This window comes from Methanobrevibacter wolinii SH (genome assembly GCF_000621965.1).
GTDB classification, from domain to species: Archaea; Methanobacteriota; Methanobacteria; order Methanobacteriales; family Methanobacteriaceae; genus Methanarmilla; species Methanarmilla wolinii.
This window is the reverse complement of sequence record NZ_JHWX01000015.1, coordinates 70,861-83,564: the sequence shown is the minus strand read 5'-3', so window position 1 is coordinate 83,564 and position 12,704 is coordinate 70,861. Positions and strand designations below refer to the sequence as shown.

The window sequence follows — 12,704 nt, the reverse complement described above, 5'->3', positions numbered from 1 at the left end:
TGTATCTAATTTTTTAAGGTTTTTAAAACCATTAGAGGAAAATATTTGTTTTGATTTTCTAGAACCAATAATTTTAAATATTTTATTCAACATAATATAATTTGGGTCGTTTTTATCAAGATTTAGATTGTGGAACATTTTTTTCGCCAAATATATATTTGTTGCACTTATTATTTAAATTTATTGGTTTAAACGACCTTTTTTTATTAAATTACTAATTTTCCAATTGTATTATTACAAAACAAGAATATACAATAATTAAAACTATAAAAATAAGAAAAATTAGGGCTCAAAAACAAGTCAAAAATTCAGGCCCCTATAAATATTTATTTATCTAAAACTTTTTTTAAATTACTTTATTTAAAATTTTAATTCTTTATTTTATTATTTAACCTTTAATTAAAATTTTTTTTAATTTATTAATAAAAATAGTGTATTATTATTTAATTAAGTTAAAAAATTAGGTATTGTTTAATTTATTGTTTAATAAAAATAGTGTATTATTATTTAATTGTGTTAAAAATCAGTTAATTTAGTTTTAAATTATTATAAAATTAGTTTAAATAGATTTAAAAGAATTTAAATCTATCTAAGTTTATTGCACCAGCTTTTATAAAGAAGTATACATAGGAAATGTCTAATGTTAAGAATACTAAGGAAATAATTAATTGGTTAATACCAGCACTTCTTGCTTCAACATCTCCTTTACGACTTATGTTATATATTGCAAAAAATACTCCAACTATTGGTATTAATATAGCTAAAATATAACCATACATTATTGAACTTTGGTGTTGTGACTTTTCAACTACTTCTAAATAATTATAAGTGATATTATCTTTTTTGGTTTGAAATTCAAATCCACATTTAGGACAAAATCCATAACTTAAATTATAAATTCTACTATGGCATTGAGGACATTGAACAGCTTTTACTTGTACTTTTCTGTACTGTGGTTCCTCAAATTTATATTGGTATCCACATTTGGGACAAAATCTTGAATTATCATCTGTTTCTGTGTTACATTGAGGACAATGTTTAACCATTCCTAAGTCTCCTTTATATTTATATTAGTAATTAATAGTATCTTATATTATAAATATTATATCTTAATTTTTTAATATTTTTAGGTTTCTTGAAATTTTTAAATTTAATATATATTTTAAAAGTATTGTTTTATAAACCTAAATTTTAAATAACTTATGTTCTTATTATATATAAATTTATAATTTATTTAAACTAAATGTTTTATTTTAAATATAAAGTTAATAATTATATAATTCTATTAATTATAAATATAACTATAGTTATATATAATAATTGTAATTATTTATTAAATTTTATTAATCTTATAATTATAAAATTATCTTGTATTTTTTAATCTATTTTTTCTATAATAGATACTTAAATTCAAAATAATTTTAATTAAAATTATCTTAGAAAATATTTAAAAAGTTAAAGTTCTTAATTATTAAATAAAAATCATTATATTTAAATTAATTAAATTAAATATTATATAATAAGTTTTATTAATTAAATATTATTTTAAAAAAATTATTATCTTAAAAAATTAATTATTAAGAATTAAAGTAGGGATTAAAATGAAACAAAAATCAGTTGGTCAAGTTCAAACTAAATTTTTTAATATTGATGAAGAACTTCATTTAAAATCTGGCCAGACTTTAAATCATGTAACTATAGCATATGAAACTTATGGTGAATTAAATAAAGAAAAAAATAATGCTATTTTAGTCTGTCATGCACTAACTGGTGATGCTCATGCTGCAGGATGGCATGAAGGTGATAAAAAACCAGGATGGTGGGAAATAATTATTGGTCCAGGAAAAGCTTTGGATACTAATAAATATTTTATTATATCCTCAAATGTATTAGGTGGTTGTAAAGGAACTACTGGTCCAGCATCTATAAATCCAGAAACAAATAAAGAATATGGTCTTAGTTTCCCATTTATAACTATATCTGACATGGTTCATGCACAGAAAAAACTAGTTGATTCTTTTGGAATTAAAAAATTATTATGTGTAATTGGAGGAAGTATGGGTGGTATGCAGGTTCTTCAATGGGCAATTGATTATCCTGATTTTATTAAAAAAATTATTCCAATTGCAACTACAGCAAGATCAACTCCACAGCAAATAGCTTTTAATGAAGTTGCAAGACAATCTATTGTTAAAGATTCTAATTGGAATGGTGGAGATTATTATGATGGTCCACATCCAGAAGATGGTTTATCTGTAGCACGTATGATTGCACATATTACTTATCTTTCTGAAGAATCTATGTATCAAAAATTTGGACGTGACCTTCAAGATAAAAATGAATTAAGTTATAATTTTGATAGTGATCCTGATTTTCAGGTAGAAAGTTATCTTCATCATCAAGGTGAAACCTTTGTTAAAAGATTTGATGCTAATAGTTATCTTTATGTAACAAAGGCAATTGATTATTTTGATCTTGCAGATAATGATTCTCTTGTAGATGGTCTTAAAAATATTAAAGCTAAAACACAATTAATATCAATTGATTCTGATTGGTTATATACTACTGAACAATCTGCTGAGATATTAAAAGCACTTCAAGCAAATGGAGTAGATGTTAATTTTACTGAGATTACGTCAAGTAAAGGACATGATGCATTCTTTATTGAAGCAGGACAATTAAATTATATTATTGGTCAATTTTTATCTGATAATGTTGTAGAAGATTTAATGGAAACTAATGTTCCAACACTTAATTATAATGGAAGCCTTAAAGATGCTGCTAAATTAATGTTAGATGAACACTTAACTCATGTTCCTATTGTTAAAAATAATAAATTAATTGGAATTATTACATCTTGGGATTTATCTAAAGCAATTGCTATTAATTGCAATGATTTAAAAGAAGTTATGACTACAGATGTTCAATTTTGTACTCCAGATGAAGCTATTACTGATATAGCAAATCAAATGAAGAAGTATGATATTTCATGTATGCCTGTTGTAAATGATGATTTAGAAGTTGTTGGTCTAATTTCTACTGATTTAATTAGTCATTTAGTGAGTAATTTATAGTTAAGTAATTTTGCTGATTTAATTAGTCATTTACTGGGTTTAAGTAATTAGTTTCTGCTGATTTAATTACTCCTTAATAAATAATTTATTTAATTATTTATCTTAAAATTTAGCTATATTCATAGATTAAATTAGAATTTTTAATTTTTTAATTAATTTTTTTTTTATATTTTTTATTTCTATTTTTTAACTTAATATTAATAGTTAAATTAATGTTTAAAAACAAATTATTTCATTTGTTTATAATCTATTTTTAAAAAATAGCTTAGTTTATAAATAATGTCTTATAAATCTTTTATTAATGATAATATTATTAAATATCCATTTTAATATTTAAAGTAAACTATTTATAGTAATATAATAAAAAATATTATTATATTATATATTTTTATATTTTATTTATTCAGTAAATTAATTTATAAAAATATGACTATTATTAAATATTTTTATTAAAATTATTTAAATTTCCTATAATTTTTTTTAAAAAAAGACTCTGATTGATAATATGTGTGGAATATTAGGATTGTATGGTAAATTTAAAGGAAATGATATTCTTTCAATGATGAAGATTATTGAAAGAAGAGGTACAGATGCACATGGAGTGTATCTAGAAAACGATGAAACAACATTTTTTGATAATAACATTGATATAAATGCTTTTAATGATGATAATGAATATAATGTAGGTTTTGGTCATAATTTACTTTCTATTTCTAATTTTTATAATGAAGATAATCTTTTAAATCTTCAACCTAAAAAATTAAACAACCTTGTTTTATCATTTAATGGAGAAATATATAATTATAAAGAAGTTTTAGACTTTTTAAAATCTAATTTATATGATGGTGAAGCTCCAAAAAGTGATTGTGACCTTTTAATGCAGGTTTTAAATTATTATTATAATAAAAATCAAGATCTTTTAGAAGCAGTACAATACACAAATAGACGTATTGATGGAGATTATGTTTATGCTATATATGATGGTGAAAATATTGCTCTTTCAAGAGATTCTGTAGGTGTAAAACCATTATTTTATGGTGAAAATGATACTATCAGAGGATTTGCATCTGAAAGAAAAGCATTATGGAAAGTTGGAATTACTGATGTAAAAACTCTTGAACCAGGTCATATTCTTTATAACTATGAAGATATTGAACCTAAATACTTAATATATGATTATGAGTCAAATAAAAATCATAAATATGAGACTTATATAAAATATCTAGATGAATATCTTAATGAATCAGTAAAAGATAGAATAGCTAATATTGATGATATTGGACTTGTATTTTCTGGTGGAGTAGATAGTACATTACTATTATATTATATATTAAATAATCTTGAAGATAATCAAACACTTAAATTATATACTGTAGGTAATGAGAATTCACAAGATCTTAAATATGCAAGAAGAATTGCAGAAGATTTAAATTTACCTTTACGTGAAACTGTTATAAATGAAGATGTTGTACGTGAATTTTTAGATGATACCTTACTTGCTATTGAAGAACCTAATTTAATGAAATTAGGTGTAGGTATGACTACTTATATTGCTACACATATGGTTCATGAAGATGGAATTAAAGTAGCTTTATCTGGTCAAGGTGCAGATGAATTATTTGCAGGATATAAAAGATATTTAGATACCTATGAAGAAGGTTATAAAGATGTTGATGGCTTATTCTATAAAAGATTTAGAGCAGTAGAACATGAGCTAAGACAAGATATTGCACATATTCATGATGTAAATCTTGAACGTGATGATGCAACTAGTATGGCTAATACTGTTGAATTACGTGTACCTTATCTTTCTGATAAAATAATTAAATGGGTACTTAATATTCCTGCTAAATATAAAATAAATGGTAGTGCTGATAATATTCGTAAAAACATATTAAGGGAACTTGCAGTTAAAAAAGGAGTTCCTGAAGATGTTGCATACCGTAAGAAAAAAGCAGCTCAATATGGTTCGGGTATTGATAAATTTTTAAGAAGAAAAATATTTAGAAATACAAATCTTAATAAATACTTTGAAGAATTAGTAGATTCTTATGTTTATAATTGAGTTTTTACTTATTCGATTTTTTATGGGTATAATAAATTTAATTTAAATTTTATTTTTTTAATATAATTTTGTATTTTCTTTATTGTTTTAAATAGATATTTTTAGATATTTTTTTAGTTAAGTTTGGTTTTATTGTTTTTAATAAGTATTTTTAGATATTTTTTAGTTAAGTTTGGTTTTATTGTTTTTAATAAGTATTTTTAGATATTTTTTAATTAAACTTAATTTTATTGTTTTAAATATGCATATTTTAAGCATAAATATTTGATTTATATTTTTATTTTTAATTTTTTACTATTTATTTTATTATTTAAGCTTATTTTATTATTTTAACTTATTAAAAGTTATTTAATATAAAATTTAATTTTTTTAAATTTATTTATTCTTTAATTAGGATAAAATTACATTTTCAATTTTAATGGTTTCAGGTATTAAGTTTAATTTTTTCTTATTTTTATAAAATTAGTTAAAAACTTTTAAAGTTTTAATTAAAAATTAAGAATAATCTTTTATTAACTAGCTTTAATTCTTAAATAAAACTATAAGTTTATTAATATAAAAAAATTAATATATAATTATTATATTATTTTAATTTATAATTATTCAAGTTTAAAGGAGATTTATTATGGAAATTAAAGAAGATGCTGAAAAAATTCTTGAAAAATTTTCAAAAACATTAGATACTATTCCAGATCTTGATGAAACAATTTATATTACTGATAATTTAAATTTAACTCGTAAAGATGAATGTATTAAAATGGATGCTTCTAAAATTAGAAGAAATGCAAAAATAGATAAAAAAGGAAATTTAGTAGTTAAAAAAGCTGACTGGACTAATTAAGGTGATAGTATGAGGATGGATTTAGTACTTGAACTTTCAGATACTCCTGGACAATTAGTTTCTTCACTCTTACCATTCAAAGAGTTAGGTGCTAATCTTGTTACAGTTATTCATCAAAGGGATTATAAAAATGAAAATGGAAAAATTCCTGTACAAATAACTGTAGAAGGAGAAAGAGATAATCTTGAAAAAATCATTGAGTCAATTGAAGAAATGGGAATTAGAATACTTAAAGTTAATGGTTCTTTAAAAACTGTTAAACTTAGTACTATTCTTATTGGACATGTTATTGATACTGATGTAAGAGATACGGTAGATCAATTAAATGCAATGGATAATGTAACTGTAACTACTATGGAAGTAAAATTTAACAATGAAGAAAAATCATCTGGATTAATAACTGTAGAAATGGCTTTAGGATTAAAAGATCAAGTACTAAATAAAATTAATGAAATCGCCGCTTCCAAAGACCTTTTAGTTATTAATGAGATTTAAGGGGTTTTAAAATGAAAGATTTAAAATTATGTATAATGGGATTTGGAGCTGTTGGTCAAGGTTTAGCTAAAGTAGTCTCATTAAAAAGAGAATCAATTAAAAAAGATTATGATGTTAATTTAAAAATTGTATCTGTAGCAGATTCATCAACATCAGCAATATGTGAAGATGGTCTTGATGAGAAGAAATTAATTGATATTAAAAAAGAAACTGGAAAAGTTGGTAATTATCCAGAATATGGTAGTAATATATCAGGTTTAGATGTTCTTGATGCATGTGACTTTGATGTTCTTATGGAAGCAACACCAACTAATATTAAAGATGCAGAACCAGCAAGAAGTTTAACATTAAAAGCATTTAATATGGGTAAAGATGTTGTAACATCTAATAAAGGTCATCTTGCATTAAATTTTAAAGAATTAATGGATTCTGCTAAAGAAAATAATGTATTATTTAAATTTGAAGCAAGTGTAGGTGGAACAATGCCTATTATTAATCTTGCTCAGGAAACACTTCCTGCAAATGAAATTAAATCAATTGTAGGTATTTTAAATGGTACAACAAATTATATTCTCTCAAGAATGACTTCTGAGGGAACTTCTTATGAAGATACTTTAAAAGAATCACAACAACTAGGAATTGCTGAAACTGACCCTACACAAGATGTAATGGGTATTGATGCTGCATGTAAAACTGTAATTTTAGCAAATGCTTTACTTGGAATTCCTGCAACATATAATGATGTTAAAGTTAAAGGTATTTCAGAAATAACTTCTGAAGCTATTTCACTTGCAGGAAAAGAAGGTTATTTAATTAAATTAATTGCTGAAATTTCACCAAATAATCTTGAGGTTTCACCAAGACTTGTAAGAAAAGGTAGTGTATATGATATTAATGGAACCTTAAATATGGCTAATCTTAAAACAGATTTATCTGGTGATGTTACAGTTATGGGTATTGGTGCAGGTTCAGTTGAAACTGCTGCAGCAATGTTAACTGATTTAATTCATGTAATTCGTGAAAAATATTAAATAAACTTTTTTTTAAGTTTATTTATATTTATTTTTTTATATTGATTTTTTAATTTATCTATTTTTTAAATTGTATTAAAATACATATTAATTTTTATTGGAGTTAATTTTTTATGAAATATGTTATAATTATTGGGGATGGAATGTGTGATTATCCTCTTGATGAATTAGATGGTAAAACTCCTCTTGAATATGCTAATATTCCAAACATGGATAGATTAGCTAAAGAGGGAAAATGTGGTCTTACAAATAATGTATTTGAAAAATATGCACCAGGATCTGATGTTGCAAATATGAGTATATTTGGTTTTAATCCAGATAAATATTATACTGGTAGAGGTCCTCTTGAAGCAGGAAACATGGGTATTGATACTGATAGTAATGATGTAATATTTAGATGTAATACCATTACAGAAAAAGATGGATGTTTAGATGATTTTAATGCAAATCATATTACATCTGAAGAAGCAGCTATTTTACTTAATGATTTAAATAAATATTTTAATGAAAAATATCCTGGATTTAAAGGTAAATTTTATTCTGGTGTAAGCTATAGGCATGTATTTGTATACTCTTGTGAAAATGATGATGAGGTCAAAGATATGACTAGTTTTGATACTGTAGCTCCTCATGATATTGTTGGTGAAGAAATTGATAAATACACTAATTGGGATAATAATACTTCTGGAAGTAAAATTAAATCAATAATGTCAGAATCAAAAGAATTTCTAGAAAATCATGAAGTTAATAAAAAACGTATTGAAAATGGTCTTAAACCTGCAAATATGGTATGGTTATGGAGTCAAGGTGTAACTCCTAAACTTGATAATTTCACTGATATGTATCATCTTAAAGCAGCAGTTATTACTGCAGTAGATTTACTTAAAGGAATTGCAAATCTTGGTGGAATGGATATTATAAATGTTCCAGGAGCAACAGGATACTTTGATACTGATTATGCTGCAAAAGGTAAGTATGCTATTGATAATCTTAAAAATTATGATGTTTTATATGTTCATATAGAGGCTCCTGATGAAGCAGGTCATGCTCAAAATGTTAAAGAGAAAGTTAAAGCTATTGAATCTATTGATAAATATATAGTTGGACCTATATGGGATGCATTAGAAGAAAATTATGATGATTATAAATTAGTTGTTTTACCAGATCATCCAACACCTATACCTGTAGGTACACATACTCGTGATGATATTCCACAAGTAATATATTCATCTAATGGACAAGCTGATGATGTTGATTCTTATAGTGAAGCTAAAATATCTAAAGGTTCTATTAAAAAAGAGCCTGGTTATAAATTAATTTCTAGATTAATAAATGATGATTATTAAGTATTATCTTTTTTACTTTAAATTTTTTCTTTATTTTTTAATTTAGTTGGTAATTTTATTATTATAAAATTTCTAATTGCTCATTATTTTTTATTTATTTAATAGCTATTTTTAAAATATTTTTTAGCTGTCTACTTTATTTTAATGGTAATATTTATATATTCATATGTAGATAATTTATATTAGTGTTAAAATGAGAAATTTTAATGATACTACTAGTGTTAAAATAAATAGGGAAAAGAAGAACTTAGTTAAATCAAAGGGCATCAAATTACAAGATATATTAGATGATGCAATTAATTTGGAACTAGGTATTCTTGATGAAGAATCGCTCAATAAAAATAAAATTAAAGATTTCTTATTAAAAATTAATGAAATAGAAAAAGAAAGAGACAAAAATCTCGATAGTTTTAATAAAGAGATTGATGTACTTTTAAGTGAACTTTATCAATTCCGAGATGAAGAGGAAAAAAGGTACAATGATCAAATTAAAATACTTCAATCTAAAATTGATTATTTAGAATCATTGTAATTCTTTTAAAATCTTTTAGGGTTTTTCGTATTTATTTGTTGAATATTATTTTTCAACAGAAATTTTTGTTTTATATAATTAGTTAATAATTTTATTATTAAACTAATTATTTTTTTATTTTTTATTTTTTTATTATACTTTATTGTTTTTTTATATTGTTTCTTTTTCTGTAATTAACAACTAATTACACTTTTTTTATTTCTTTCTTAATTTTTATGTTGTTTTTTTTGGATAGCTATTCTTTTTTATTATTTTTTGTGTTCTATTTGTGTTTGTTTTTTTTTATTTGAGTATGTTTATAGTTTTATGGTTATTTTTCTTATTTAAGAATATTTTTTGTAGTTTTTATGTTTGTTTTTCTTATTTAAGAATATTTTTTATTTTTTTAATTATTTTATAAACAATATAAATATTATTAAAAATATAAATATTAGTGATTTAAATTTTATGAAGTGATTTGATGGCTGCAGAATTTGGTTTTGGTTTAATGAGGTTACCTGTAATTGATGATAATGTAGAAGATATTGATATTAATCAATTACAAGAAATGGTAGATACAGCAATGGAAAATGGTGTTAATTTCTTTGATACTGCTTATCCTTATCATAATGGTGAAAGTGAAAAAGCAATTAAGAAAACACTTGTTGATAAATATCCAAGGGATTCATATATATTATCAAATAAATTACCTTTGTTTAGTATTGAAAAAGAAGAAGATATGAAAAATATTTTTAATATACAAATTCAAAGATGTGGTGTAGAATACTTTGATTATTATATGTTACATAACTTAAGTACATGGAGTAAAACAATATTTAAAGATGTAGATTGTTTTAGTTTTATTAAAAAATTAAAAGAGGAAGGTAAAGCTAAAAAAATAGGATTTTCTTTTCATGATACACCAGAATTATTAAAAGAAATTCTTAGTAAACATCCAGAGATGGACTTTATACTTTTACAAATTAATTTTGTAGATTGGGAAAATGAATCAATTAAAGCAAAAGAATGTTATGAGATTGCATTAGATTATGGTCTTGAAATATTAGTAATGGAACCTTTAAAAGGAGGAACTATTGTTAATATGCCTGATTCTGCTAAAAATCTATTAAAAAATTATCATCCTAATGATTCAATAGCTAAATGGGGTTTAAGGTTTTCTGGAAGTTTAGATAATGTATCTTATGTTTTATCTGGTGTAGGTGATTTAGAACAATTAAAAGATAATATTAAAACATTTAATGAATTTAAACCAATTACACTTAATGAATTAACTCTTCTTAGTGATGTTACAGAAATTATTAATGATTCAGTAGCTATTCCTTGTACTGGTTGTGGATACTGTTTAGAAGATGGTATATGTGAAAGACATATTCCAATTGCAGAATATTTTAATCTATATAATCAAGCAAGTTTACTTGGATTTAAAGACTTTTCAACTCAACAAATATATTATAGAACAATTGGTTTAAGTCCAGATAAAGGACTTGCTTCAGAATGTGTTGATTGTGGTGAATGTTCTAAAATATGTCCACAACATCTTGAAATCTCTAAGTATCTTATGGAAGTTTATAAAAAATTTGAGATTACTATGAATGAGTTTTAATTTTTAGGTATTTATTGAAGTTTATAGAATTTTGAGATTATTATGGTTGAGTTTTAATTTTAGGTATTTTATTGGAGTTTATAGAAAATTTTGGATTATTATGGTTGAGTTTTAATTTTAATAAAATATTTTAATTTTTTTATTTATCAATATTTTATCTTTAAATTATTTATATTATAAGATATTAAGTAATATTAACTATTATTTTTTTTATTTTAATTTAATCATTTTTTATATTAATTGGTGTTATTATGGAGTATTATAAATATAAGGATAAAGAAAATTTATTTAAAGATATTAGTCCTTATTTTAATGTAAATGTATTTGATGATTATAATCTTTATAAGATGCTTGGTATTTTATGTATTACTCAAGATAGTTATAAACTTAAATTCCAAAATGGATTCTTTAAAATTTTTGGAGTTAAAGAATATGATTCATCTAATTTTGATTTTAATAATTTAATTGATGAAATATCTAAAAATATTATTAATTATAAAAATACAGATAAAAAACTTAAAGGAATCATTGAAAATTTAAAAAATTTTAAAACTAAAATTGCTTTTATAAATAATGTTTTTTATGATACTGGTGATTTAATTAAATGTTTAGAAGTATATTTTGTAAGTACTGAAATTAATGAAGAACAATCATTATTAATTGTTGTTAAAAATGATAATATAATTATTGAAGATAAATTAGAACTTCTTGAATTAAATAATCAAAAAAGTATATTATTAAAAGAGGTTCATCATAGGGTTAAAAATAATCTACAAATTTTAAACAGTTTAATTAATATTCAACAGAGATTTCAATTTTCAGATTCTGAGATAATCCATTCTATGAAAGTATATATTTCATCAATGGCAATTATACATGAAAAACTTTATTCAGAAGATAAATTTGATTATGTTCTTTTAAATGAATTTTTTATAAAGTTCAAAAATAATCTTTTAGATTTATATTCTAATATGGGAATAAATTTTGTTTTTGATCTTAAAGAGAACTTATATTTAAATGTAAATATAATGATGCCATTTTCATTAATTCTAAATGAGTTGATTATAAATTCAATTAAATATGCTTTTCCTGATGGATTTGAAGGTAAAAAAGAAATTGTTTGTTCTATTAAATCTGATGATAATTTATGTAAAGTTCATTATTTTGATAATGGTGTAGGTTTATCAAATGACTTAGATAAAGATTCATTAGGTAAAATCCTTGTTGATTCTCTTGTTGGTCAAATTGATGGTGATTTTACTATTTGTAATTCAAATAAAGGATTTGAATGTTATATTGAATTTCCAATGATTGATGTTTAATATGGGGGTATTTTCATTAAATCAATAATTATTATTGAAGATGAAGCTATAATTTCTTTAGATTTATATTTAGAATTAAAAGACAAAGGTTATACAGTTTATAATGCAGATAATTATTTTAGTGCTTCTAAAATCATTATTAATAAACATCCTGATTTAATTATTGTTGATTTAATACTTAAAGAAGAAGGTTTTAATGGTATTGATATTTATAAAAGATTTAAAGATGATAACTATAAATTTATATTTATTTCAGGTATAAATCATTCTGATGAACTTGATAATTTTATTAAATCTGAAAATATAATTTTTATTGATAAACCATTTGTTTTTGATGAATTATATAAACATATTAAAGAGCTTTTATAAATTTAATTATACTCATTTTTTACTTA

Annotated in this window: 11 protein-coding genes and 1 pseudogene; 10 read left to right on the top strand and 2 right to left on the bottom strand. The window is 22.6% G+C overall.

Annotated elements, in window-relative coordinates; translation table 11 throughout:
• Both T523_RS08945 and T523_RS02290 read right to left on the bottom strand, forming a co-directional pair.
• Positions 1-138: pseudogene (locus T523_RS08945) on the bottom strand (IS5/IS1182 family transposase); the annotation flags it as partial.
• Positions 139-569: 431 nt separating this feature from the next.
• Complete coding sequence (locus T523_RS02290) at positions 570-1,046, bottom strand: zinc ribbon domain-containing protein (protein WP_042707299.1); 477 nt, start codon at positions 1,044-1,046, stop codon at positions 570-572.
• Between the two features lie 555 nt (positions 1,047-1,601).
• Between T523_RS02290 and metX the strand changes: the two genes are divergently transcribed.
• From metX to T523_RS09380, 10 genes are all read left to right on the top strand, one after another.
• Positions 1,602-3,074 (top strand): homoserine O-acetyltransferase MetX, encoded by a 1,473-nt coding sequence (gene metX / locus T523_RS02285; RefSeq protein ID WP_042707298.1) that lies wholly within the window; start codon positions 1,602-1,604, stop codon positions 3,072-3,074.
• Positions 3,075-3,579: 505 nt separating this feature from the next.
• Entirely contained in the window at positions 3,580-5,139 is a 1,560-nt protein-coding gene (locus T523_RS02280) for an asparagine synthase-related protein (RefSeq protein WP_042707297.1), read from the top strand.
• A gap of 625 nt (positions 5,140-5,764) precedes the next feature.
• Positions 5,765-5,980 carry an Asp-tRNA(Asn) amidotransferase subunit GatC gene (gene gatC / locus T523_RS02275; protein WP_042707296.1) on the top strand — a complete coding sequence of 72 codons (216 nt, stop codon included), beginning with the start codon at positions 5,765-5,767 and terminating at the stop codon, positions 5,978-5,980.
• Between the two features lie 9 nt (positions 5,981-5,989).
• A complete protein-coding gene (locus T523_RS02270) occupies positions 5,990-6,475 on the top strand; it encodes an amino acid-binding protein (RefSeq protein WP_042707295.1) in 486 nt (161 codons plus the stop codon).
• A gap of 11 nt (positions 6,476-6,486) precedes the next feature.
• A complete protein-coding gene (locus T523_RS02265; protein ID WP_042707294.1) occupies positions 6,487-7,506 on the top strand; it encodes a homoserine dehydrogenase in 1,020 nt (339 codons plus the stop codon).
• Between the two features lie 113 nt (positions 7,507-7,619).
• The gene (locus T523_RS02260) at positions 7,620-8,852 is read left to right on the top strand and encodes a cofactor-independent phosphoglycerate mutase (protein WP_042707293.1); all 1,233 of its coding nucleotides are present in this window, start codon (positions 7,620-7,622) and stop codon (positions 8,850-8,852) included.
• Between the two features lie 301 nt (positions 8,853-9,153).
• Positions 9,154-9,384, top strand: coding sequence for a hypothetical protein (locus T523_RS02255; protein ID WP_232229016.1), 231 nt, complete (start codon positions 9,154-9,156; stop codon positions 9,382-9,384).
• A 460-nt stretch (positions 9,385-9,844) separates the two neighbouring features.
• Positions 9,845-10,987 carry an aldo/keto reductase gene (locus T523_RS02250; protein ID WP_042707291.1) on the top strand — a complete coding sequence of 381 codons (1,143 nt, stop codon included), beginning with the start codon at positions 9,845-9,847 and terminating at the stop codon, positions 10,985-10,987.
• 251 nt (positions 10,988-11,238) lie between these two features.
• Positions 11,239-12,309 carry a sensor histidine kinase gene (locus T523_RS02245; protein WP_042707290.1) on the top strand — a complete coding sequence of 357 codons (1,071 nt, stop codon included), beginning with the start codon at positions 11,239-11,241 and terminating at the stop codon, positions 12,307-12,309.
• Positions 12,310-12,318: 9 nt separating this feature from the next.
• Positions 12,319-12,678, top strand: a complete 360-nt coding sequence (locus T523_RS09380; protein WP_084486375.1) for a response regulator — start codon at positions 12,319-12,321, stop codon at positions 12,676-12,678.
• Positions 12,679-12,704 lie beyond the last annotated feature (26 nt).

Coding starts and splice junctions, on each gene's coding strand:
- T523_RS02290 (WP_042707299.1), bottom strand. CDS start 1,046: ATGGTTAAACATTGTCCTCAATGTAACACAGAAACAGATGATAATTCA.
- metX (WP_042707298.1), top strand. CDS start 1,602: ATGAAACAAAAATCAGTTGGTCAAGTTCAAACTAAATTTTTTAATATT.
- T523_RS02280 (WP_042707297.1), top strand. CDS start 3,580: ATGTGTGGAATATTAGGATTGTATGGTAAATTTAAAGGAAATGATATT.
- gatC (WP_042707296.1), top strand. CDS start 5,765: ATGGAAATTAAAGAAGATGCTGAAAAAATTCTTGAAAAATTTTCAAAA.
- T523_RS02270 (WP_042707295.1), top strand. CDS start 5,990: ATGAGGATGGATTTAGTACTTGAACTTTCAGATACTCCTGGACAATTA.
- T523_RS02265 (WP_042707294.1), top strand. CDS start 6,487: ATGAAAGATTTAAAATTATGTATAATGGGATTTGGAGCTGTTGGTCAA.
- T523_RS02260 (WP_042707293.1), top strand. CDS start 7,620: ATGAAATATGTTATAATTATTGGGGATGGAATGTGTGATTATCCTCTT.
- T523_RS02250 (WP_042707291.1), top strand. CDS start 9,845: ATGGCTGCAGAATTTGGTTTTGGTTTAATGAGGTTACCTGTAATTGAT.
- T523_RS02245 (WP_042707290.1), top strand. CDS start 11,239: ATGGAGTATTATAAATATAAGGATAAAGAAAATTTATTTAAAGATATT.